General features: G+C 28.9%; 25 protein-coding genes. 19 read left to right on the top strand and 6 right to left on the bottom strand.

The window, feature by feature from the left end:
- Positions 1-6 precede the first annotated feature (6 nt).
- Positions 7-1,044 carry a selenide, water dikinase SelD gene (selD, locus tag GBG18_RS07670; RefSeq protein WP_226896432.1) on the bottom strand — a complete coding sequence of 346 codons (1,038 nt, stop codon included), beginning with the start codon at positions 1,042-1,044 and terminating at the stop codon, positions 7-9.
- Between the two features lie 244 nt (positions 1,045-1,288).
- Here selD and GBG18_RS07675 point away from each other — a divergent pair, with 244 nt between their 5' ends.
- From GBG18_RS07675 to GBG18_RS07690, 5 genes are all read left to right on the top strand, one after another.
- Complete coding sequence (locus GBG18_RS07675) at positions 1,289-2,134, top strand: putative selenate ABC transporter substrate-binding protein (protein WP_152189914.1); 846 nt, start codon at positions 1,289-1,291, stop codon at positions 2,132-2,134.
- An 8-nt stretch (positions 2,135-2,142) separates the two neighbouring features.
- Positions 2,143-2,802, top strand: coding sequence for an ATP-binding cassette domain-containing protein (locus GBG18_RS07680; RefSeq protein ID WP_152189916.1), 660 nt, complete (start codon positions 2,143-2,145; stop codon positions 2,800-2,802).
- Positions 2,789-4,270: a PhnE/PtxC family ABC transporter permease gene (locus GBG18_RS07685; protein ID WP_152189918.1), complete on the top strand. Its 1,482-nt coding sequence runs from the start codon at positions 2,789-2,791 to the stop codon at positions 4,268-4,270. The genes GBG18_RS07680 and GBG18_RS07685 overlap by 14 nt, the downstream gene beginning before the upstream one ends.
- Before the next feature lie 37 nt (positions 4,271-4,307).
- A complete protein-coding gene (locus GBG18_RS15655; protein WP_255467376.1) occupies positions 4,308-4,439 on the top strand; it encodes a hypothetical protein in 132 nt (43 codons plus the stop codon).
- Between the two features lie 67 nt (positions 4,440-4,506).
- Entirely contained in the window at positions 4,507-4,866 is a 360-nt protein-coding gene (locus tag GBG18_RS07690; protein ID WP_152189919.1) for a hypothetical protein, read from the top strand.
- Here GBG18_RS07690 and GBG18_RS07695 read toward each other — a convergent pair.
- The 3 genes from GBG18_RS07695 to GBG18_RS07705 are packed head-to-tail and all read right to left on the bottom strand — an operon-like array spanning position 4,863 to position 8,248.
- A complete protein-coding gene (locus tag GBG18_RS07695) occupies positions 4,863-5,525 on the bottom strand; it encodes a response regulator (protein ID WP_152189921.1) in 663 nt (220 codons plus the stop codon). The two genes, GBG18_RS07690 and GBG18_RS07695, sit on opposite strands and share 4 nt — an antisense overlap.
- Complete coding sequence (locus GBG18_RS07700; protein WP_226896430.1) at positions 5,515-7,098, bottom strand: sensor histidine kinase; 1,584 nt, start codon at positions 7,096-7,098, stop codon at positions 5,515-5,517. The genes GBG18_RS07695 and GBG18_RS07700 overlap by 11 nt, the downstream gene beginning before the upstream one ends.
- Before the next feature lies 1 nt (position 7,099).
- Positions 7,100-8,248, bottom strand: coding sequence for an ABC transporter substrate-binding protein (locus tag GBG18_RS07705; protein WP_152189922.1), 1,149 nt, complete (start codon positions 8,246-8,248; stop codon positions 7,100-7,102).
- 191 nt (positions 8,249-8,439) lie between these two features.
- Between GBG18_RS07705 and GBG18_RS07710 the strand changes: the two genes are divergently transcribed.
- From GBG18_RS07710 to GBG18_RS07780, 14 genes are all read left to right on the top strand, one after another.
- On the top strand, positions 8,440-10,128 hold the full coding sequence (locus tag GBG18_RS07710) for a 4Fe-4S binding protein (protein WP_152189924.1): 1,689 nt from the start codon (positions 8,440-8,442) through the stop codon (positions 10,126-10,128).
- Positions 10,128-10,901 (top strand): TorD/DmsD family molecular chaperone, encoded by a 774-nt coding sequence (locus tag GBG18_RS07715; RefSeq protein WP_152189926.1) that lies wholly within the window; start codon positions 10,128-10,130, stop codon positions 10,899-10,901. Before GBG18_RS07710 ends, GBG18_RS07715 begins: the two co-directional genes overlap by 1 nt.
- A gap of 103 nt (positions 10,902-11,004) precedes the next feature.
- Positions 11,005-11,217 (top strand): Tat pathway signal protein, encoded by a 213-nt coding sequence (locus tag GBG18_RS07720; protein WP_152189928.1) that lies wholly within the window; start codon positions 11,005-11,007, stop codon positions 11,215-11,217.
- Between the two features lie 15 nt (positions 11,218-11,232).
- Entirely contained in the window at positions 11,233-14,064 is a 2,832-nt protein-coding gene (locus GBG18_RS07730) for a formate dehydrogenase subunit alpha (protein WP_152240607.1), read from the top strand.
- 10 nt (positions 14,065-14,074) lie between these two features.
- Complete coding sequence (fdh3B, locus tag GBG18_RS07735; protein ID WP_152189931.1) at positions 14,075-14,689, top strand: formate dehydrogenase FDH3 subunit beta; 615 nt, start codon at positions 14,075-14,077, stop codon at positions 14,687-14,689.
- Positions 14,679-15,638: a cytochrome b/b6 domain-containing protein gene (locus GBG18_RS07740; RefSeq protein ID WP_226896429.1), complete on the top strand. Its 960-nt coding sequence runs from the start codon at positions 14,679-14,681 to the stop codon at positions 15,636-15,638. The genes fdh3B and GBG18_RS07740 overlap by 11 nt, the downstream gene beginning before the upstream one ends.
- A gap of 88 nt (positions 15,639-15,726) precedes the next feature.
- On the top strand, positions 15,727-16,524 hold the full coding sequence (gene fdhD / locus GBG18_RS07745; RefSeq protein WP_308418448.1) for a formate dehydrogenase accessory sulfurtransferase FdhD: 798 nt from the start codon (positions 15,727-15,729) through the stop codon (positions 16,522-16,524).
- Entirely contained in the window at positions 16,517-16,951 is a 435-nt protein-coding gene (locus GBG18_RS07750; protein WP_152189933.1) for a ModE family transcriptional regulator, read from the top strand. Before fdhD ends, GBG18_RS07750 begins: the two co-directional genes overlap by 8 nt.
- Entirely contained in the window at positions 16,935-17,309 is a 375-nt protein-coding gene (locus tag GBG18_RS07755) for a winged helix-turn-helix domain-containing protein (RefSeq protein WP_152189935.1), read from the top strand. The genes GBG18_RS07750 and GBG18_RS07755 overlap by 17 nt, the downstream gene beginning before the upstream one ends.
- Positions 17,306-18,295 carry a cysteine desulfurase gene (locus GBG18_RS07760; RefSeq protein ID WP_152189937.1) on the top strand — a complete coding sequence of 330 codons (990 nt, stop codon included), beginning with the start codon at positions 17,306-17,308 and terminating at the stop codon, positions 18,293-18,295. The genes GBG18_RS07755 and GBG18_RS07760 overlap by 4 nt, the downstream gene beginning before the upstream one ends.
- Positions 18,285-19,544, top strand: coding sequence for a molybdopterin molybdotransferase MoeA (locus tag GBG18_RS07765; protein WP_152189939.1), 1,260 nt, complete (start codon positions 18,285-18,287; stop codon positions 19,542-19,544). The genes GBG18_RS07760 and GBG18_RS07765 overlap by 11 nt, the downstream gene beginning before the upstream one ends.
- Positions 19,545-19,557: 13 nt before the next feature.
- Positions 19,558-20,382 (top strand): ABC transporter substrate-binding protein, encoded by an 825-nt coding sequence (locus GBG18_RS07770; RefSeq protein WP_152189941.1) that lies wholly within the window; start codon positions 19,558-19,560, stop codon positions 20,380-20,382.
- 41 nt (positions 20,383-20,423) lie between these two features.
- Positions 20,424-21,119 carry an ABC transporter permease gene (locus tag GBG18_RS07775; protein ID WP_152189943.1) on the top strand — a complete coding sequence of 232 codons (696 nt, stop codon included), beginning with the start codon at positions 20,424-20,426 and terminating at the stop codon, positions 21,117-21,119.
- Positions 21,116-22,138 (top strand): energy-coupling factor ABC transporter ATP-binding protein, encoded by a 1,023-nt coding sequence (locus GBG18_RS07780; protein WP_226896428.1) that lies wholly within the window; start codon positions 21,116-21,118, stop codon positions 22,136-22,138. Before GBG18_RS07775 ends, GBG18_RS07780 begins: the two co-directional genes overlap by 4 nt.
- 12 nt (positions 22,139-22,150) lie before the next feature.
- Here the strand turns inward: GBG18_RS07780 and GBG18_RS07785 are convergent, their stop codons facing one another.
- The gene (locus GBG18_RS07785; RefSeq protein ID WP_255467377.1) at positions 22,151-22,891 is read right to left on the bottom strand and encodes an integron integrase; all 741 of its coding nucleotides are present in this window, start codon (positions 22,889-22,891) and stop codon (positions 22,151-22,153) included.
- Entirely contained in the window at positions 22,875-22,964 is a 90-nt protein-coding gene (locus tag GBG18_RS15750) for a hypothetical protein (protein ID WP_373279291.1), read from the bottom strand. The genes GBG18_RS07785 and GBG18_RS15750 overlap by 17 nt, the downstream gene beginning before the upstream one ends.
- Positions 22,965-23,204: the final 240 nt, after the last annotated feature.

A 23,204-nucleotide genomic window follows, 5' to 3' on the forward strand; every position in this document is an offset into this window, starting at 1 on the left:
CTTTTGTTAGTGAACGATAATATCTTTTGCACCTTTTGGAATAACTTCTCCAATAATACTAGCATATCCAAAACTTAAATCCTGAATCTCTTTTACATACTCTTTAGCATCAGCTGGATCCATTGCAATTAATAAGCCACCAGATGTTTGTGCATCACATAATAGTGCTTTACAATAGTGTGATAAGTTACTCATATATGTAACTTTTTCTTCCATATACTTCATATTCTTTTTAGTCCCACCAGGAATTACATTATCATCAGATAATCCAATTGCTTCTTGAATAATTGGAACTTCTGAACATTGAATAGAGAAAGAAGTAAGTTCATTTACTGATTCTAAACTATGTCCTAATAAACCAAATCCAGTAATATCTGTACAAGAACTAACATCATATTTCTTCATTATTTTAGATGGAAGGTAATTTAATGCTGCCATAATATTTGCACAATGTTTCATTACTTTCATATCAACTAAATCTCTTTTTATTCCTGTTGTTAAAATTCCCATTCCAATTGGTTTAGTTAAAACTAAAACATGTCCAATTTTTGATGTATTATTTCTTACAATATCATTTGGATGAATAATACCAGTTACAGAAAGTCCATAATACATTTCAGGTGATTCAATAGTATGTCCACCTAGTAAAAGTCCACCACACTCTTTAATCTTTTCATTTCCACCATTTAAGATTTCTCCTAAGGCTTCATAAGATAAGTTCTTTTTATCAAATCCTACTATATTTAAAGCAGTTTTAACTTCTGCTCCCATAGCAAAAACATCTGATAAAGAGTTTGCAGCTGCAATTTGACCATAAATATATGGGTCATCAACAACTGGTGTAATAAAATCTAAAGTTTGTACAATAGCTTGTTCTTCATTTATTTGATAAACACTAGCATCTTCAGCTGTGTCAAATCCTACTAAAATTTTTTCATCACTTGGTGATAAGTTACAAAGAGTTTGTTTAAGATCCCCCGGACCCATCTTTGCTGCTCATCCTGCTGCTTGAACGAATTTAGTTAGTTTATATTCGTTATTCATATTTCCTCTTTTTTACATTTAAATGTAATGATATAAAAAGATTTTACATCTTTTTATTTTAAATAGATATTAAGATAGTAAAAATTTTTTTACCATTTAATCTTTTGTTTACTTTTGATATAGTATTATGCCAACTTAAAATAGCATTTAGACCTAAGGTTTAGGTTTGACATAAAGAATGATTATATTTAACAATCTTACTTTATATCTTAATGTATGCTTCAAATTATTGAGGTTTAATCCTATGAAAAAAATATTACTAATGTTAATCATGGTTGTTGGTTTTGTATATGCAAAGTCTTTTACATTTACTGCAATTCCAGATCAAGATGAAACACAATTAAAAGAGAGATTCTCTAAGTTAGCTGTTTATTTAACTAAAGAATTAAATGTTGACGTTAAGTTTGTACCTGTTAAGTCTTATTCTGCATCTATTGCAGCATTTAGAAACAATCAAGTTCAACTTGCATGGTTTGGTGGATTATCTGGTGTTAAAGCTAGACTTGTAGTTCCTGGTTCAGTTGCAATTGCACAAGGGTACGAAGACCCGAATTTTCATTCATTTATAATTGCGAATACTTCAACAGGATTAGAAAAAAGTGAAACTATTCCTGCTGGAATTGAAGGTAAAACATTTACTTTTGGTTCAAAAGGTTCTACATCTGGAAGATTAATGCCTGAGTATTTTATTACTGAGCAATTCAAAAAATCTCCAAATGATCTTTTCAAAAAAGTTGGATTCTCTGGAAACCATTCAAAAACTGTTGAATTAGTTCAAAGTGGTGCTTACGAAGTAGGTGCTGTTAACTATAAAGTATGGAAAAGAGAACTTAAATCTGGAAAAATTGATCCTTCAAAAGTGAAAATAATTTATCAAACACCTGGATATCCTGATTACAACTTCACTGCTCGTGGTGATTTAGATAAGCAATTCGGTGCTGGTTTTACTAAAAAACTTCAAGCAGCAATCTTAAATATTAAAGATGAAAAAATCTTAAATGCTTTCCCAAGAACTGGATTTATTGAAGCTAAAAATGAAGATTTTAAACCTGTATTAGATACAGCTAGAAAATTAGGTTTAGTTGACTAATTTTTAATATGGCATTTAATTTACAAGAACAATCTATCTCTTATGGAGACTTTACAGTTTTAAGTGATTTTAGTTTATCTATTAAAAAGGGCGAGAAAGTTGCCCTTTTAGGTAAAAGTGGTAGTGGTAAATCTACTTTATTAAAACACCTTTTTGACTTAGAAAAAGAAAACTCTACATATATTCCACAAGAGTTAGGTCTTGTAAATAATCTGTCAGTTTTTCACAATGTTTATATTTCAAAACTTGATGAAAACTCACTTTTTGTTAACTTACGAAATTTAATTCTACCTTCAAAACAATATAAAGATGAAATTTTAAAAGTTTTAAAAGAAGTAGAATTAGAAGATAAACTTCATTCAAAAATTGCAAATCTATCAGGTGGACAAAAACAAAGATGTGCAATATCTAGAGCAGTTTTTGACAAAAAACAAATACTTTTAGCAGATGAACCAATTTCAGCACTTGATGAATATTTAAGTGATGAAATTTTAAAACTATTAACTACTAAGTTTGAAACTTCAATTTGTGCATTACATAATGTAGATTTAGCAATAAAAAACTTTGATAGGGTAATAGGCCTTAAAAATGGAAAAGTTTTAGTTGATAAAGCTTGTAGTGACTTAAATGAAGATGATAGGCAAAAGTTGTATTATGTTTGTGACTAAAAACCTAAGGGTAAGCTTTATAATTTTTATTGTTGGACTTATAAGTTTCTTTATTGCTGACTTATCTATTTCAACAGTTGATACTTCTTTATTAGTTGAAGAATTCTTTTTCTCAATTATAAAGCTTTCTTTTAGTAATTATTCTATTTTATTCGAAGCTTTTTTAAACACTATTACTATTGCTATTATTTCGATTTTTATCTCTTCAATTATTGGATTTTTTCTAGCTTTGTTTTTTTCAAATATGCTAGTTCGTATATCTTTATCCTTTACACGTGCAATTCATGAACTTTTTTGGGCTTTAATATTTTTACAGATTTTTGGACTAAATACTTTAACTGCAATACTAGCAATTATCATACCTTATAGTGCAATTCTTGCAAAAGTATACGCTGAAATACTTGAAGAACATGATACTTTCCCTGACGTTTTAAGAGGGAAAAGTAAAGTATCATATTTTATTTATACAAAAATACCAGATGCCTTTCCTCATTTGATTTCTTATACTTTATATAGATTTGAGTGTGCATTAAGATCAACTGCAATTTTAGGATTTGTTGGAATTACTACTTTAGGATATTATCTTTCTAGTTCTTTTATGCAAGGCTATTACAACGAAGTTTGGTTAATGTTAATACTATTTTATATAGTAATTGCAAGTGTTAAATGGTGGTTTAATAAATATACTTTTACTCCTTTGACTATTGCTTCATTCTTTTATCTAGATGATTTTTCAGGATTTAACTGGGATAATTTAGTAAGATTTGTAACAAGTGATATTGTGCCACATCCAATTAGAAATGATTTAGGTTTTGACAAAACTCTAGCTTGGTTTGATAATATCTTTTCAAACGAGATACTTCCTGGTGTTTTTAATACAATAGTTTTAACACAACTATCTCTTTTTTTAACTGCACTTTTGGCTTTAGTTTTATTTCCTTTAGTTTCAAAAAAGTTTTTTTCAAAACCTACAAGACTTACTTCACATATATTTTTAGTAATTCTAAGGTCAACTCCTGAATATATTTTAGCTTATATCTTCTTGCAGTTATTTGGTCCCTCAATGCTTCCAGCAGCATTAGCTTTAATGTTACATAATGGTTCAATAATTGGACACCTAATGGGTAATGAAACAAATCTATTAAGCTTACGTCCCGATGTTACAAAAAAAAGAAATGAAAAGTATTTTTATGAAGTACTACCTCGTGTTTATAATCAATTTTTAGCATTTTTATTTTATAGATGGGAAATTATTATGAGAGAAAGTGCAATATTAGGAATATTAGGAATTGCTACTTTAGGATTCTTTATTGATTCTGCAATTGCTGATTTTAGATTAGATAAAATGTTTTTGCTTTTACTTGTAACTGCTTTATTAAATATTATAGTTGATTTAATTTCTAAAAAAGCAAGAGAATATTTAAGAGCTGATGCTAGTTTTTCTTCTTGTGGATGTTCTTTAAAATAAATTACTCTATAATACAATCAAAAATTATAGGAAAAACATGAAAAATATAGTAATAATTTCAGTGATTGTTATTTCACTTGGATACATGGTTACAATTTTATTAGATAGGTATGAAACTATTAAAACTACAAATGAGACTATTAAAAAAACTCAACAAAATACTAAATAGTATAGAACTTTTAATTTAAATATTAACTTGTTATAATACGCAAAAATCACATAAGAGAAGTTTTAAAATGAATGAAGTTATAAATAAAGATTACGAACCTGTTGAAGTATTTGATTATGCACAATATCAAAAAGATATGGAAGCTAAAATAGTTAGAAACCCTAGAACAAATACACCAATAGATTATATTACAGATGAAAAACTTGCTGAACTTGAAAAAGAAGGCATTACAGACTTTAGACCCTATATTCCAGTTCCAAAAGATATTAAAGCACACTTATTGTTTGCTGTAAATATATGGATTAAATTATCAAAAACATACCCAAATGATGAATATCTTAAAAGCTTAGACAACGAAGCTAATCATCATATAGTATTATCTTATGATTGGTATAAAAAATTTGGAATAGATAAACCTGTAATTTAAATACTATCTAAAGATGCTTCATTAAACTTATAAGTTTTATGAGCAACTTTCACTAATATATGCTTTTCTGCTAACTCTTTAAAAAGTTTAATAAGAGTTGGTTTAGAAATAGATATCTCTTCCATCACTTCAGTATATGAGGCTGTAAAAAGATTATCATTATCTAAACTATTTATGATATATTTTATAATATCTACTTGCTTACTATCTGTAATTGCTGATATTGTTTTAATAACATGAATATTCTTTCTTATCTCTTTTCTTTGAACTACAGGCAGTAATATGTCATGTAAAGTATTTAATAACTCTTTTATATTAATTGGTTTTACAATATAGTTTTCAACTTTTAATTTTATAGCATCTAGTAAATATTTTGTATCTGTATGTGCTGTTGTTAGTATAGTTGGAATATAGATGTTTTTTTCTCTTATATGTTTTAAAAAATCAATTCCATTTTCATTTTCAAGTAATATATCAGAAATTATTACATCCACTTTTTTATTAAGTAGTATATCCATAGCCTCTTTTGATGTTTTTACTGCATATATATTATTAACAAAATCTTCTAATACATCATGTGTATGTTTTAATAAATTTTCATCATCTTCTAAATATAAAATATTAAAGTCATGTAAGATATTTAAATCTTTATTTTCCATCTTTAACCTCTTCGTTTATAATTGGAATTTTAATAGTAAATAAGGAACAATTAAAATTTCGCTTGTCTTTGATTTTATGTGTTACAGTTTTATATAAAATAGTACCATTCATATGTTTTTCAACAATTTGTTTTGACATATAAAGACCAATACCCGTTCCTGCACTTTTGTACTTTGTTGTATAGTAAGGTTCAAAAATCTTAGGAACAATATCTTCAGGAATTCCTCCCCCATTATCAATCATATTTATTATGATATTTTCTTTATATTTATGTATTATAATTTTAATTATTCTATCATTTTTATTAACAGTGGAACATAAAGCATCTTTTGAATTTGATATAATGTTTAAAAATACATGAGATAGCTCATTATAAAAACTATTTATCTCAATATCTTGTTTTATTATTAGATTTATTTTTATATTCTCTTTTTCTAATAAGTATTTTGCAAGTTGCATTGAGTGTTCAATACAGTTTTTTATAAAGAATTTACTTTTTGCTTTATCTGGAGAAAAAAAGTTTTTAAAATCATCCAAAGTATTAGACATATTTTGTGCTAAAAGTAGGGCATCTTCTACTTTTTCATCTACAAACTTTTCAGTTAATTTTCCTACTAGCATTTTTGTTTGAAAACTCTGTACTATCATAGTTAAAGAACCAAGTGGTTGTCTCCATTGATGTGCAATATTATTAAGCATTTCTCCTAAAGATGCAAGCCTTGCTTGTTGAAACATAATAATATCTTTCTTTCTATTTTGAGTTACTTCTTTTGATACTTTTGTTTCTAGATAGTTATTTAACTCTTTTAACTCTTTTGTTTTTTCTTCTACTTTTTGCTCTAAGCTATTGTGTAAGGTTTTAACATTATTAATAATTAAAACAGTAAGAATAATAGAAAATAAGAATACTAAAAAGATAGAAATAAAAGAAAAAATCATAATAGTATTAAAGACTTTTTGAGTATTTCTTTTTTCATTAATTGCAAGTGATAAATCATAGTTAATCAAACTTGTTATGTAAATAGATATAGCATTTATACTAAGATTAAGTTCAGCATAATAAGCATGTTTTTCTTTTGCATCAAAATTAATTAGTTTCTTTTTTATTTTCAATAGTTTTTTATTAATATTATTTATTATATTTTTCTTTAAAACTTTATTTTCATGATATTTTTCTTCATTAATTAAAAACTTTTTAATAAAAGTATTTATGAATAAAAGAGATGCCTTATGCTTTATATTCTCATTATATTCAAGCCAGTTTTTTTCAATTAATTGTTGTGCTAACTCTAAAACTTCTTTTGCTTGAATATAAGAAATATCTTTCTCTTCTAGGTCTTTTAAGGTATCTTGTATATTTACCTTATAAGTATCTTTCATATTTTCTAATTTAATTAATGTTTTTGTTCTATTATCAAATAAAATATCAAAATCTTCTTTTATTGTAAATGTAGAAATTTGAGATAAAACAACTATACAAATCATTCCTCCCGCAATAATAAAAATTAAAAATGAAGTTTTATATTTAAAACTTAAATTATCAAAAAATGCAAATATTTTTTTTAAACTCATACTAGTTCTTCATCTCTTCAAATGTAGAGTTTTTGTATTCAAATAAATAAACCTTATTTAGTAGTTGTGTATTTCTAAAGTTTAAAATAACTCCATCTAATAAATTGTATGGTGTAGTTTTTAAATTATGAAGAAATTTTTGCCTTGTTATATCACCTTTTATTCTTTTTATTGCATTTACTAAAACTTTTGCAGATAAAAAGGCTTCAAGTGAAATAAAACCTAACTCTTGATTTGGATAATATTTTTTCATTAATGTTTGATACTCTAAAATCACAGGAATATTCGTATCAAAATAACTTGGAACAACTTGAGAAAATAAAAGGTTTTTAGTATTTGTTTTTTGTTTTTTCAACTCTTTTACCATTTCATTTGCATCACCAAAAGATATATTACAAAAAATTGTATTTTTCATTTTTATATTTTCTTTTGCTTTTTCTATAAAAAGAGAATTTGTTTTGTAAGCTCCAACCATTACAATAGCTTCAGGACTAGCATCTTTTATTTCATTAAAAGCATGATTAATTGAAAGGGTATTTCTTTTATATGAGCCTTCTGCAACTAAAGGAAGTCCTCTTTTTTTTAAAGAGTTAATTAATGATATATATCCTTCTTCTCCATAATCATCATTTTGATAAAAAACAGCAATTCTACTTAAGCCTTTTTCATCATGCAGATGACTAACTATAGCTTCTATCTCTTCTTGATATGAACTTCTGAAGTTTATAAAGTTTTCATTTTTTGTATTTCTTAAAAAAGATGCACCTGAAAATGTAGCAAACAAAGGTATATCTTTATCATATAAAATAGGCAAAATACTTTTTACAGTTGGAGTTCCTACTAAACCAAAGAGTGCAAAAGCATTATCCTCAAATGTAAGCTTTTTAGCATTGTCAACTGTAAGTTCAGGTTCATACTTATCATCATAAATTAAAAAGTTTATTTTTTTATCACCTAAAAGATTTTCATCATTTGCATATTTAAAGTAAGAATTAGCTCCAGCAGTTACAGAATCTCCCCAAGCTTTTATAATACCAGTTTTAGGAATTGAGGTTCCTATGGTAATATTTTTGTCAGTAAAAGTTTCATCTTTAAAGTAAATATAAATTATTGCTAAAATAAAAAATAATATTGGAATACGTTTAATCATAATGTAGTTTACTAAAAAATATTCAAAAAAATGCTTTAATTTTTGATAGATAAAAACATTTGAATTTATATTCGAGCTTAAAAGTAACAGTTGGTAAAATTTTGGTAAAATATTTTTTAACTTTTAAGCCTTGTTTAATTTTTATACATATATCATTAAGTAAAATATTATTGACCAAAAAGGCATGTTATATGCAAGAATTTATATATTATAATCCAAAAGGCCTAGATTTCCCTATTAGTGAAGAGATTCTAGTTACTAGTGATATTAATGATACAAAAAATAAAAACTTTTTAATTTCTAATACAAAAGAAGTAGATTCAGAGTTAAACGCTGATGAAATCGACTTTTATATTAAAAATTCTAAGGATTCAGTTTCTGCAAAAATTGAAAATGTACTAAAACTTTATGAAATTGCAGCTACAAAATACGACTTTGCACAAGATATTTCTTATGATGAAGAAGTTTCAAAACAACTTTTACTTATAGCAAATACAAAAGAAGAGTATGAATCTTTTACTAATGCAATTAATCCAGATGATTTTGAGTTATTTTCTATTAATGAAGATATTATAAAACAAATTTCAGGTCATATTGGAAACTTGTCAGTTATTGTTGATGATGAGGGGAAAGATGTTACTTTAAATGTATCTCAAATTGTTTGGTTTGATGCTAAGCAAATTGGATTAAATCAAAGTGGTACTTTTGATCCAAATTTAACAAGTGTAGAAGATGTTGTTAAAACTTTAAAAGAGAATATAAACTCTTATTCTTATAAAAAATTTACTACTTATGATCATACTATTTGTCAGTATCATGAAAGAAGAGAAGAAATCTGTTCTAAATGTGAAGAAGTTTGTCCTACAGTTGCAATTACAAAAGATGATGAGACAAAAACTTTAGGTTTTTCTCAAATTGATTGTCATGGTTGTGGTGGATGTGTTTCCGTATGTCCAAGTGGTGCTATTGATTATGCACCATCAAATAAAGAATCTTTATTTGAAATGAGTAAATTTTATGAGGAGACTCATCCTTTAGTAATTCCAGAGAAAATGAACATGAGTTCTTTAGAAGTTTCATTAAAAGAGAATATCTTACCTTTTGCAGTTGAGGGAGAAAAGTTTTTACATGAAGCTTCTTTCTTAACTCTACTTCAAATTTCAGGTTCTCAAGTTATTTTCTACTCAGACTTTATTTCAAAAGGTTCTGGAGATGCAATTAGAATTGTAAATGATATTTACCAAGCTAAATATGGTAAAAATGCAATTTTAGTTGCAATGAATCAAGATGAACTTAAAGTTGCACTTGATGAAGTTTCATTTATTGAAGGTTCTGAGTTTAATTTCAACCAAGATACTCTTAAAAAAAGAGAAATTTTCTCTCATAGATTACAAAAAATTGTAGGAGATGAAGATTTAGGTGAAGTAAAAACTGGTGAGCATGTTCATTATGGACTTGTAAAAGTAAATGAAGATAAATGTACTTTATGTTTAGTTTGTGTTGGAGCTTGTAATGTTGATGCTTTACAAGCAGATGCAAGTGATAATACATTAAGATTAAATCCTTCTTTATGTACATCTTGTGGTTACTGTGAAGTTTCATGCCCTGAAGCTGATTGTTTAACAATTGAAAAAGATGTTATAAAACTAGAACCAACTTGGTTTAAAGAAAGTATCTTAGCAAAAGATGATTTATTTGCATGTGTTGAGTGTGGTGTTGAGTTTGCAACTACAAAAGCAGTTACAAAAATTGCAAATATGATGAGTCCTCTTTTTGCACATGATCCTGTAAAAGAGAGAAGTTTATATTGTTGTGCAGATTGTAAACCAAAAATTATGATGCAAAATCATTTTGATCAAAGAAACAAAGGAAATGCCTAATGCAAGATAATCAAGCAATAAATAAAGCAAGAGCACTTTATTATAATTTATTTGCAAATTTTTTCGTGGATACTCAAAAAACAGAGAACTATTTTGAATTAATTAAATTAATTAATGTTTTAAAAGAAAACCCATTAGATCCAAGTTCTGGGTCTGCTTTAGAAGATATTTCAAAATCTCTTGATTCAAGTTCAAATGTAGTATTACTTCAAGAATTTGATGATATTTTTCATAACCCATCAACAAAAAAAATAAGGTTAACCGCTTCTTACTATGATGAAGGTGTTGAGTCTGGTAAGAAAAGAGTTGAAATGATTCAGTTTGTTGCAAAGACAAAGCTAAGACGTGATGAAAAGAACTATTTTGAATATGAAGATTCAGTTGGTTTCTTATTTTCATTTATGGCACAATTATGTGAAAGTATTACAAATGGTGAAAAAGAGTATGAAAATACTGTTCACTGTATATTCTCAGAAATTATTAATGATTTTATAGATGATTTTGCAAAAGAAGTTTATGAACACGAAAGTTCAAAAATTTTCAAAGAATTAATAGTTGTTTTACATTCTTTTGTAGAGTTTGAAAGATTATATTTAAGTGTTAGTAAACCAAAAGCAAAAGTAAAAGTTGAGAAAAAAGAAGTAGTTGAGACTATTTCTGATGAAGAACTAGAACGACGTGCTAGAAATAAAGCATTAAAAGCAATGGGTCCTAAAGATGAAAAACCTACAGGACCTATTGATAACGTAAGTGCAGCAGAAAGCGAGATCTAAAAAAGGTAATTCCTTTTTTGGAGATTTTATTAAGAAAATTAGGAATAATTTTTTTAATAAAGTCTCTTAGTTTAGGGGCTTAATTTCTATAAGGAGGTCAGTCGTGCAAGAAAGCAGAAGAAATTTTGCCAAGAAAACGGCATTGGTTGCAGCAGGTGCAGCAGCAGTTGCAGGAACTAGTGTATTGGCGGCTACTGGAAAATCATCTGTACAAGGTGATGAAAATAATGGTGTTATTGTTGGAAGTTCTACAAAAAAAGAAATTCTATACAAAAAAACTGCGACTTGGGAAGAATTTTACAAGAGCGCAAAATAAGTAGAGGAGTAATGTATGTCAGCAAATACATATGAATCTTTAAATGCAAAAGTAGGACGACGGTCATTTATGAAAATGGCTGCAGTTGCAACTGCATTTGGAGTTACATCATCTTTTGCAAGTACTACAGCTACTAGAAAAGCAACAGCGGAAGAGATTAAGAATCCATTCCCTGGTTCACAAACAGTTAAAACTGTATGTACAGCTTGTTCAGTTGGTTGTGGTGTAATAGCAGAAGTTCAAAACGGAGTTTGGGTAAGACAAGAAGTTGCTCAAGATCACCCTGTATCATTAGGAGGGCACTGTTGTAAAGGTGCTGATATGATTGATATGGTTAGATCTGAAGTAAGACTTAAACACCCAATGGTTAAGAAAAACGGTGAATGGAAAAGGATTTCTTGGGATGAGGCATTAGATGGTATTGCTTCAAAACTTGAAGATTTAAGACAAAAAGATGGTCCTGATTCAGTTCAATTTTTAGGTTCAGCAAAGTTCAATAATGAGCAATCTTATTATTATAGAAAATTTGCTGCAATGTTTGGAACTAATAATATAGATCACCAAGCTAGAATTTGACATAGCTCAACAGTTGCCGGGGTGGCAAACACATGGGGTTATGGTGCTATGACAAATTCTTTAGGAGATATTCAAAATTCTAAAGCGATAATTATTTTTGGAGCAAATCCAGCAGTAAATCATCCAGTAGGATTTCAACATTTCTTAAAAGCTAAAGAAAGAAATAACACTAAAATAATTGTAGTAGATCCTAGATTTACTAAAACTGCTGCAAAAGCAGATTATTTTGCACAAATTAGACCAGGAACTGATATTCCATTTATGTATGGAATGTTAAATATAATCTTTGAAAAAGGTTGGCATGACAAGAATTTTATTAAAGATAGAGTTTTTGGTATGGATGAAATTATGGCTGAAGCTAAAAACTGGCCTATTGAAAAAGTTGCCGAAGTTACAGGTGTTGATGCAGATTTAATTGTACAAATCACGAAGCATTATGCACAAAATACTCCAGGAACTTTAATTTGGGCGATGGGTTTAACTCAGCACACAAATGGAACTTCTAATACAAGAATGGCTCCAATTTTACAATTAGCACTTGGTAATATGGGTGTTGAAGGTGGTGGAACAAATATTCTTAGAGGTCATGATAATGTTCAAGGGGCAACTGATTTTGGTTGTTTAGCTGATTCATTACCAGGATATTATGGTTTATCTGAAGGTTCGTGGAAATATTTCGCTTCATCATGGGGTGTAGATTTTGACTGGTTACAAGGTAGATTTAAAGATCCTTCATGGATGAATAAAAAAGGTTTCACATTAGCTAGATGGTGGGCTGGTGTACTTGGTGAAAATCCAGGTGAAGATGCAATTCACAATGCAGGAACAAGATTAAAAGCTTTATTTGTTATGGGTAATGGTATTACATCAACTGCACAAACAAAAAAAGTTAAAGAAGCTTTAGACCATTTAGATCTTGCAGTATTCTGTGATCCTTTTGTAAATGAAGGTGCAATTATTACTGATAAGCAAAATGATGTTTATATTTTACCAGCTGCTACACAATTTGAAACAGCAGGTTCAGTAACAGCAACTAATAGATCTGCACAATGGAGAGATAAAGTTATCGAACCAATGTATGAATCGAAAGCTGACCAAGATATTATGTTTGAATTAGCAAAAAGACTTGGGTTCTATGATGAATTTACAGCTGGAATGAAAGTAAAAGAAAATAAAAAAGACTTTACTTGGCCAGAGGATGCAACAGATGAGATAGCTAGAATTATCAAAACTATTGGATTAACAGGTTGGACAGCTAAGAGATTAAAGATGCACCAAGAAAATTGGCACATGTTTGATGAAGTTAGTTTAAGAGGTTACGGACCAATGACAGGTGAGTACTATGGTTTACCATGGCCTTGTTGGACAGAAGGACACTCAGGAAGCCCAGTATTATACAACATTAACAGAAGTGTTAAAGAAGGTGGTATGGGGTTCAGAAACAGATTTGGTATGGAAAGAGATGGTGTTAATTTACTAGCTGGTAAAGGCAGTGCACCAAAAGCTTCTAGTAACAAAGATGGTTATCCTGAAATTAATAAAGATAATATAGAAGCTGTATTAGGTATTACATTAACTGAAGATGAAAAAGCTAAGATAGGTAAAAACTGGAAAGTTGATAAATCAAACATTATTGCTGAAAAATGTATGGAAGCTGGAATTGCTCCTTATGGAAATGCAAAAGCAAGAGCTAAAGTTTGGGGATGGGCAGATGAGATTCCAAAACACAGGGAACCATTACATTCACCAAGAACAGATTTAACAAAAGAATATCCAAGTTTTGCAGATAAGCCGAATCATTGGAGAGTTGATACAAGATATATTTCTGAGCAAACTAAACAAGATTGGGCAAAAGATTTCCCAATTAACTTAGTTACAGGTAGACTTGTAAATATGAACGGTGCTGGTATGGAAAATAGAGCTAGTAAATATTTAGCTAAATTAACACCAGAAATGTTCTGTGATATCAATCCTGATTTAGCGGGAAGATACGGAATTAGAGATGGTTCAATGATGTGGATTCATTCACCTCAAGGAACTAAAATTAAAGTAAAAGCACATTATTCTCATTCAGTTACTCCTGATAGAATATTTATTCCAATTCACTTCGCTGGTGTAATGGAAGGTGAAAGTTTACTTCATAAATATCCAGATGGAACTGCTCCTTATGCAACAGGTGAAAGTGCAAATACTGTTACTAACTACGGTTATGACATTGTTACTCAAATACCTGAGACTAAGGGTGGATTATGTCAGATAGCAAGAGTGTAGGAGAATCAATATGAGTAATAATAATGTAGATTATGCAAGCATGAGATTTTATTGTGATGAAAACAGATGTATTCATTGTGATGGTTGTTCAGTTGCTTGTGCAGAAGCACACGAGTTACCTGTTGAAATCTCTAGAAGAAAAGTTGTTACTGTTAATGAAGGTAAGCAAGGGATGGAGTTTTCTTTATCTGTTGCTTGTATGCATTGTACAGACGCACCTTGTGAACAAGTATGTCCAGTAGATTGTTTCTATATCAGAGAAGACGGTATCGTTTTACATGATAAGAATACATGTATTGGTTGTTCATATTGTTTATATGCTTGTCCATTTGGAGCTCCACAGTTCCCAAGTAATGGGGCATTCGGAACAAAAGGTGTTATGGATAAATGTACAATGTGTGCAGGTGGTCCTTTAGAAACTAACAGTGAGCATGAAAGAGAATTATATGGACAAAATAGAATCGCAGAAGGTAAAGTTCCTGTTTGTGCTGCTATGTGTTCTACAAAAGCTTTATTAGTAGGTGATGCAGAATCTGTAGCAAATATTTTTAGAGAAAGAGTAATGTCTGCTGGACATGGGGTTCAATCTGCACCTTATGGTTGGGATAAAGCGTATGGAAAATAAAAGTTTTCTAAGTGAATATAAGGCCTATATAATTATAGGTCTTTTATTCGTCCTTTTAACATATTGGTACTTTTGGTTAGCAACTATTGCTGATATTAGTTACGTATATCAATTCCTTTTACAGATGCTACAAGGAAACTTTACAGGGCAAATTGTTCCTTTTGAAAGTTTAACTAAGTATCAACAAATGGAAGTTGGTCTTTACGGACCTAGTTATAATGCAATTGCGCCTGAAGTAATTAGAGCATTTGAAGAAAGACAACATTTATTACCTATTGTATTTGTAGTAGAGTTCTTTTTATTCTTAACGATGTTTATTGTTGCAAAGGGAAGAAAACAAGCTGAAATTACTAGAGCTGATGATAAAGTTCAAGTATATTCAATTTTTCAAAGATTAGTACTTTTACTAAATATTATAATTATGTGTTATTTATTTATCACTGGTTTTTCAATTACATTTGGAAACGTAACTGGTGGTGGAGAACTTGCTAGATTTATGAGATCAACTCATGAAATAGTAGGAGTTGGATGGATACCTGTTTGGTTAATCATGACTATTATTGCATTTAAAGATCATAAGTATTTTAAAAGATCAAGTACAAAACTTTGGAATAAGATTTTCTTAAGAGGAAAATATGAGCCAATGGATAGAATTAACTATTACATGTATGTATCATTTGGTGCATTACTTGTAATTAGTGGTTTTATAATTTGGTGGATGGCTCCTGATGCAGCAACACATGCGGAAACGATACAGTTAAAAAGATTTATTCTGTTTATTCACTTTATGGGAAGTGCTATTATTTCATTCTTTACGTTTGAAACAGTGTACTCATATTTTGTATCTGTAAAAGGATATATCCCTGGAGTAATTACAGGAAAATTACCTGTTGAGTATCTAGAACAGTTAAGACCTGATGTTTTAGCAGAAGAAGATTTAAGAAAATAAGTTAAGTAGTTTTACTCCTATGGGAGTAAAGCCTCTTTTCTTTTTTAAAAATATACAAATATGCAAAATTTGCATATTAAGGAAAGACATGGAAAATATAGAAAACGCCAAATATTTAAAAACAGTAATTATTGACAAACTTATAGAAAATGAAGCAACTGAATTTGAAGATGTGACTATTGATGAATCACGTCTTAATTTGTATTTAAATGGTGAAAAAACTATATCTATGATGTGTATACCTAAAGATCAAGATGCACATGCAATTGGTTTTTTAATGAGTGAAAATGTAATTACAAGTGTAGATGATATTGAAGAATTAACTATAAGTGAAGATGGACTAAGAGTTGATGTTAAAGCTAGAATTAATGATGGTTCATTAGAAAACTTATACAAAGAAAAAACACTTGTTAGTGGTTGTGGTGGTGGAGTTACTGGAAATATTGAAGGTTCTTTAGAAATTCCATTTAATCAAACTACTTTTAAAGTTAAACCTGAAACTATCTCGACTGAAGTGAAAATATTTTACAAAGAGAGTGAATTATACTATTTAACAGGTTGTGTACATAAAGCAATGATTTATTTACTTGATGGTTCGACTATTACTGCTGAAGATATAGGACGTCACAATGCAATTGATAAAGTTGTTGGTAAATGTAAATTGCAAGGTTTAGATACAACTCAATCTGTTTTATTTGTTTCAGGACGACTTAGTTCTGAAATGGTTACAAAAGCTGTTATGCATAGAATTCCTATTATTGTTTCACGTACAGCACCAACATATTTAGGTGTTCAAGTAGCGCATAAACATGGTATTACAATGATAGGTTTTGCAAGAGGAAAGAAAATGAATTTATATACACATCAAGGAAGAATCGATGTCTAGTATTGACGATAATCTAGATTTTAAACTTGATAATATTCAAAAAGAATTAATAATGACGAATTTAGATGAAGATGGGAAACTATCTTGTCTAAAAGCGTTTAAAGTAGCACGTTTAATTGGTAGAAAACCAAAAGAAATGTCTGCAATTACAAAAAGTTTAGGATTAAAAATTACAAATTGTGAATTAGGAGTTTTTGGAAAGCTAAAATTTCAAGACCCAAAAATTGCTGTTTATAATAGATTAAAAGAGAATTATTCGGGTCATAAAAAACTTGAATGTAAAATTTTATGGGATGAAGCACAAAGATCATCTTTAAAAGCAGTGGGTTCTACTGTTAAAAACTCTGATATTGATGTAGTACATTGTCAATTAGGATGTTTTAGAGAGAAAAAAGGACATAAGGTACATCATGAAAGTAAGAGTTAAAATCTGGATTGAAGATGATGAAAAAAATCTTATATTTGGTGGTGGAAAAACAGAAGTTTTAGAACTAATTGATGAAACAGGTTCTATTTCAAAAGCAGCCCAAAGAGTTGGGATGAATTATAAAAAAGCATGGTCTCATATAAAAATATTAGAGAATAATATTGAAGATGATTTAGTAAATACAAATAAAGGACAAGGAGAATTAAGTGGTAGTTCTCTTACTCCAAAAGCAAGAGAAGTTATACAAACTTATAAAATCTTGCAACATGATATTAAAAAATATGCAGATGATAGATTTAAAGAGCTGTTTTTGAAAGATAACAAAGAGATACTAAATATTAAGGATAATGAAAAGTGATTAAATTAAATTCTTTACAATACCCAAATGTGCAAAATTTGCATATATCTAGTGAGCTTTCACTTGATATATTGAAAAACAATGATGATTTCTTAAAAGTTGAAAATGAGCTAAAAAGAAAATACAATTTTCTAGATTTATTAACATTCTCTTTTTCTAAAAGTGGATTTCTAGGTCTATTTTTAGAACTAGAAAAAAAAGGAAAAATAGCTGTAAGTGTTGGTGAATCATATGCAATTATTCAAGCTGCATTAAGTTTTGAAGCTTTAGGTTTTCCTCTTATTTGGATTGATTTAGAAAAAAATGGGAAAGTAAATACAAAACAATTAGAAAATGTAGATGTTGATTTTATATTTATCTCTTCTTATGTTATTGATACTTTTGTAAAAACTAATTTAGAAGATTTAAAAAATTTAACAAATGCTAAAATAATTTCAAATGCGAGTGCAGATTTTTCTACAAATAGCGATGCAATATATTTTGATACTTATAAATTAACTGGTTTTGCTTTATCTTCATGTATATTATTTAAAAACGAGTTATTTGAAGAACAAGTTATTGGTTTTAAAGATGTTGTGGCTGTAAATTCGATAAATGAAGCTTTAAAAACACAAAGTTTTGAAACTAGCCAAAAAGAGATATTTAAAGAAAAGTTAGTAAATGCATTTGGAGAAGATTTATACTTTTTTGTAGATTCAAAACAAACACTTCCTTTTTCTCTTCATTTTGCATTAAAAAACATAAAAGCAAGAGAAATCATAAGAACATTAGCTTTAAACTCTATTCTTATTACAAATGGAGAAGGATGCTCTTTAGGTTTATCAATGCCATCAAGAGTTATTCAAGCTATGGGTTATGAAGAAGTAATCTCAAGAAATGCAATATCTTTAACTTTTACTAAAAAATATGAAGAAGAAGAGATTGAAAAAACAGTAAATGCATTTGCAAAAAAATATAGACAAATAAGGGTTTTAAATGAGCAATAAACTTAACTTTCTAGACTTTGAAGAAGCAGTAAAAATAAGTCTAAATTTAGCAAAAACAACAACATTAAAAGAGATTGTACCTATTTCAAAAGCATTAGGAAGAATCGTATCGAGTGATGTGATTTGTAAAAAAAATCTTCCATCTTTTAACAATTCAGCAATGGATGGTTTTGCTTTTAAAATAGCTGATAGTGGCAAAACACTTAAAATCAAAAAAGTGATATTTGCAGGTGATAAAGGTAGTGATGTTGAAGCTATTTTAAACGAGGGTGAATGCTATAAGATAATGACAGGTGCAAAAGTACCTAGTGATGTTGATACTATTATTCCAATTGAAAACTGTATTGATGCAAATGAAAAAACTGTAACTCTTCCAAATGATTTAAAAGTTGGAAGCAACTTAAGATTAAAAGGTGAAGAGCAAAAAGAGGGCAATGTATTATTTAAAAAAGGTGAGGTGATTAATTCATCTCATATCACTCTTTTAGCTTCTCAAGGTCTTATGATGATTGAAGTTTTTAAACAAATCTCAATTGCTGTTGTATCAACAGGAAATGAACTAAAAGAACCATGGGAAGAAGCAAATGAAGAAGAGATTTATAACTGTAATTCATATGCTTTAGTTTCATTACTTGAAGAAGCAGGGTTTTGTGCAACATATAGTGGTGTAGTTCCTGATAATCTAGAAGAATCTATAAACTTTATTTCAAATTTAAAAACATTTGATGTAATTATTACAACGGGCGGTATTTCTATGGGAGATGCTGACTTTGTTGGTGAAGCATTTGTTCAAAATGGATTGCAAACTGCTTTTCATGGAGTAAATGTAAAACCAGGACGACCTATTATGATGGGAAGTATGGAAAGTGATAAGAAACAAACTTTTGTAATGTGTCTACCTGGTAATCCTCTAACTGCAATGGTTAATATGCAACTTTTTGCAATTCCTGTATTAAATAAAATACAAGGAAATAGTGGTTTTTATCATGATGTAGTAATTGCAAAAAATCAAGAATCTTTTAAAACAAAAAAAGGACGAGTAAATTTAGTTCTTGGAAATTGTGAGAATGGAGGGTTTAACGTAACGAGAAATAATAAATATGGTTCAGGAATGATTACTGCATTGTATGAGAGTAATTGTATTTTAGTAACATCGGAAAATACAGCTGGTGTAGAAGCAGAGCAAATGGTTAAACTTATTAAATTTAATAATAAGTTTTTATCTAAGACAGTAAATATATTTAATTAGAAGGAAAAACATAATGAAATTAAAAAAGTTATCACTATTAGTTGCAAGTGCATCAATGGTATTTGCAACAGGATTAATGGCAAAAGATTCTTTAATGATGGCAACAACTACAAGTACAGATAATACAGGATTATTAGATTATCTAGCACCAAAGTTTGAAAAAGAGACAGGTACAAATTTAAAGTGGGTAGCAACAGGTACTGGAAAAGCTCTTAAAATGGGTGGAAATTGTGATGTTGATATTTTATTTGTACATGCACCTGCATCTGAGAAAAAGTTTATTGCTACTGGTTTTGGTGGAGATAGACAGCAAGTAATGTATAACGATTTTATTATTGTAGGTCCTAAAAAAGACCCTGCAAGTGTATCTGGAATGGCTCCAAGTGCAGCTTTACAAAAAATTAGAGATGAAAAAGCTAACTTCTTTTCAAGAGGTGATAATTCAGGAACGAATAAAAAAGAATTATCTTTATGGAAAAATGCAAATGTTGATGCAAAATCAGCTTCTACATGGTATGTTCAAACTGGTCAAGGAATGTTAAGAACTATTAATATGGCATCTGAAAAGTCTGGATATACAATGACAGATAGAGGTACTTGGATTAAGTATATGTCTCAAAAAGGTGAAGCAAATAAGATGAAAGTTGTAGTTGAAGGTGATAAATCACTATTTAACCAATACTCTGTTGTTTCAATTAATAAAGAAAAATGTTCAAACGTAAAACCAGAACTAGCTAAGAAATTTACTAACTGGGTTGTGTCTGATTCAACACAAAAAACAATTGCTGATTTTAGATTATTAGGTCAAGCACTGTTTATTCCAAATGCTGGAAAATAAGTAAAAAATTAAAGAATTAAATTTGAAGGTTAGTATATAGAATGAATCTTTTTACAGATGGTTTTAACGAAGCAATAGAACTACTAATGACAGGGAACGAAAGTGTTTACTCTGCCATTAGTACAACAATAACAGTCTCTTCTTGGTCTTTATTAATTAGTTTAGCTATTGGGCTTCCTTTAGGATTTGCTCTTGGTTATTATAACTTCTTTGGTAAGGCAGTTATTAGAACTATAGTTGATACACTATTAGCACTTCCTACTGTAGTAATTGGACTTATTGCATATACTATGCTTTCACAAGCTGGGCCTTTTGGAGAGCATAATCTGCTCTTTACACAAGAAGCAATAATTATAGGTCAAATAGTTTTGGGTTTACCTATTATTATTGCTTTAACAGCAACACAAGTTGAATCTGTTGATAAAAGGTTATATACCTCACTAAAAGGTCTAGGTGCCCATCAGCATCAAATTTTGGTTGCTACTTTAATAGAAGCAAGATTTGGTCTTATGACAGCTGCTATGACTGCTTATGGACGTATAATTACAGAAATTGGTATTTCTATGATGGTTGGTGGAAATATTAAATATCATACTAGAACAGTAACAACTGCAATTGCACTTGAAACTGGAAAAGGTGAGTTTGTTACAGGTATTGCATTAGGATTAGTTTTATTTGCAGTTGCACTTATAGTTAATATTGCATTATCACAGTTAAAAAGGAAATGGACACAGTGAAAAGTTTATATGAATTACATGATATTGAACAATACTATGATGGAAGAAAAGTACTAAATATAGATACTCTTACTTTAGATGAAAATCAAATAGTAGGTTTCTTTGGTCCAAATGGTAGTGGAAAATCAACTCTTTTTTCATTGCTTTCTTTTATTGATAAACAAAGTCATGGTGAGATTGAGTTTAATGGAATAAGTAATAAAAAGTTAGACCAAGAAATGAGACAAAGCGTTGTTATCGTACCACAAAATCCATACCTCTTAAAAAGAACTGTATATGAAAACATAGCTTATGGTTTGAAACTTAGAAAACAAAGAGATAATCTAAAAGAAAAAGTAATGGAAGCTTTAACTTTAGTAGGACTTGATAGCTCGTTTATAAATAGAAAATGGTCTCAATTATCAGGTGGAGAAGCTCAAAGAGTTGCACTTGCAGCTAGACTAATACTAAAACCAAAGGTTTTAATATTAGATGAACCAACATCTGGAGTTGATACAAATTCAGCACAACTTATAAAAGAAGCAATTCTTATAGCAAAACAAAAATATAATACTACTATATTTATCTCAAGCCATGACCATAACTGGCTAAATCATATATGTGATAGAAGAATTGCTCTTTTTCAAGGAAACTTAGTAGAAAGTGGTAGTGTAAACTTACTTTTTGCACCATGGGAAAAAGATTCAGAAGGAAATCTTGTAAAAGTATTCTTAGATTCTCAAAGATTAACTATCCCAAGTACAAGTGAGAAAAAAAGAGATTCTGTAATGATGGTAAATAGTGATAATATTACTATTTGTAGAGAAAACTGTGATGATATGAAAAATGAAAACACTCTAATAGGTGAAGTTCAAACGATAAGACAACAATCATCAAATGAATTCCTTCTAATAGAATTCTCAATAGGAGGAGTAAGCTTTAATAGCAAAATTACAAGAGAAGAAATGAAAGAACAAACACTACTACCTGGCGATAAAATCCATGTGAATATTGATGTTGATGAGGTTTGTTGGATATAAAAATAGATTTTATTAAAAATCTAATGGGCTTTTTATCTCATCTTTATTCAACTCTTTTACAACATGAGTATATATCATAGTTGTTTCTATACTTTTATGACCTAATAACTCTTGAATTGAACGTATATCTGTTCCATATTGTAGTAAGTGTGTTGCGTACGAATGTCTGAAAGTATGAGATGAAATCTTTTTAAATATATTTGCTTTTTTTGCAGCTTTAGATATATTTCTTCCTAAAGTTTTAGGATGAATATGATGTCTTCTTATTTCTTCACTTCTTGGATCTTTTGATACTTTAGTCATAGGAAATAAAAATTGCCACTTTGTATCTTTTTTAGAATTTGGATACTTTTTTTCCAGTGCAAAAGGCATAAACACAGTTCCATAACCTTCCTCTAAATCTTTTTTATGTATGTCAGAAACAGTTTCAATTTGAATTGAAAGTTTTTGTTTTAATTTTATGGGTAGGGGAATAGTTCTATCTTTAAGTGATTTACTATCCCATATATATACTTTGTTAAAACCAAAGTCTATATCTTTTATTCTAAGACTTAGTACTTCACTCATACGAAGTCCACAACCGTACATAAGCATGACTACAAGATTGTATATCCCTTCAATATTTTCAATAACCTTTCTAACTTCATCTTTTGTTAAAACTACAGGGATATGCTTCCTTTCTTGTGCTCTTAATGCTTGTATATTTTCATTTGTTAAATCAATACCTAAAACTTCTTTATATAAGAATAATATTGCTGAAAAAGCTTGATTTTGAGTTGTTGGAGCAATGTTTTATCCAATGTATATATGTTCTTTCTGTTGAAATACTATAGTGTTTGAATCTAACTTTATCTCTAACTACATCTAATAACTTTTTTTAACTTCCATAATAAAAACCTTTTTCTTAAGGGAGATAATGTCCTTATACTAAGATATGTGACAAATAACGGAACACTTTGTCCTGTTATCTCTTAATATGGAGGTAAAAGGACATTTTATATTTAAGGATAATAGTATAAAAGTTAGTATTTTTTTAAATACATTACATTTTGTAATAAAAAATATT

The sequence above is a fragment of the Poseidonibacter ostreae genome (assembly GCF_009208075.1).
Taxonomy (GTDB): Bacteria; Campylobacterota; Campylobacteria; order Campylobacterales; family Arcobacteraceae; genus Poseidonibacter; species Poseidonibacter ostreae.

Excerpts from the sequence above, each read along its gene's own strand:
- GBG18_RS07675 (WP_152189914.1), top strand. The coding sequence starts at position 1,289 with ATGAAAAAAATATTACTAATGTTAATCATGGTTGTTGGTTTTGTATAT.
- GBG18_RS07680 (WP_152189916.1), top strand. The coding sequence starts at position 2,143 with ATGGCATTTAATTTACAAGAACAATCTATCTCTTATGGAGACTTTACA.
- GBG18_RS07685 (WP_152189918.1), top strand. The coding sequence starts at position 2,789 with ATGTTTGTGACTAAAAACCTAAGGGTAAGCTTTATAATTTTTATTGTT.
- GBG18_RS15655 (WP_255467376.1), top strand. The coding sequence starts at position 4,308 with ATGAAAAATATAGTAATAATTTCAGTGATTGTTATTTCACTTGGATAC.
- GBG18_RS07690 (WP_152189919.1), top strand. The coding sequence starts at position 4,507 with ATGAATGAAGTTATAAATAAAGATTACGAACCTGTTGAAGTATTTGAT.
- GBG18_RS07695 (WP_152189921.1), bottom strand. The coding sequence starts at position 5,525 with ATGGAAAATAAAGATTTAAATATCTTACATGACTTTAATATTTTATAT.
- GBG18_RS07700 (WP_226896430.1), bottom strand. The coding sequence starts at position 7,098 with ATGAGTTTAAAAAAAATATTTGCATTTTTTGATAATTTAAGTTTTAAA.
- GBG18_RS07705 (WP_152189922.1), bottom strand. The coding sequence starts at position 8,248 with ATGATTAAACGTATTCCAATATTATTTTTTATTTTAGCAATAATTTAT.
- GBG18_RS07710 (WP_152189924.1), top strand. The coding sequence starts at position 8,440 with ATGCAAGAATTTATATATTATAATCCAAAAGGCCTAGATTTCCCTATT.
- GBG18_RS07715 (WP_152189926.1), top strand. The coding sequence starts at position 10,128 with ATGCAAGATAATCAAGCAATAAATAAAGCAAGAGCACTTTATTATAAT.
- fdh3B (WP_152189931.1), top strand. The coding sequence starts at position 14,075 with ATGAGTAATAATAATGTAGATTATGCAAGCATGAGATTTTATTGTGAT.
- GBG18_RS07740 (WP_226896429.1), top strand. The coding sequence starts at position 14,679 with ATGGAAAATAAAAGTTTTCTAAGTGAATATAAGGCCTATATAATTATA.
- fdhD (WP_308418448.1), top strand. The coding sequence starts at position 15,727 with ATGGAAAATATAGAAAACGCCAAATATTTAAAAACAGTAATTATTGAC.
- GBG18_RS07750 (WP_152189933.1), top strand. The coding sequence starts at position 16,517 with ATGTCTAGTATTGACGATAATCTAGATTTTAAACTTGATAATATTCAA.
- GBG18_RS07755 (WP_152189935.1), top strand. The coding sequence starts at position 16,935 with ATGAAAGTAAGAGTTAAAATCTGGATTGAAGATGATGAAAAAAATCTT.
- GBG18_RS07765 (WP_152189939.1), top strand. The coding sequence starts at position 18,285 with ATGAGCAATAAACTTAACTTTCTAGACTTTGAAGAAGCAGTAAAAATA.
- GBG18_RS07770 (WP_152189941.1), top strand. The coding sequence starts at position 19,558 with ATGAAATTAAAAAAGTTATCACTATTAGTTGCAAGTGCATCAATGGTA.
- GBG18_RS07775 (WP_152189943.1), top strand. The coding sequence starts at position 20,424 with ATGAATCTTTTTACAGATGGTTTTAACGAAGCAATAGAACTACTAATG.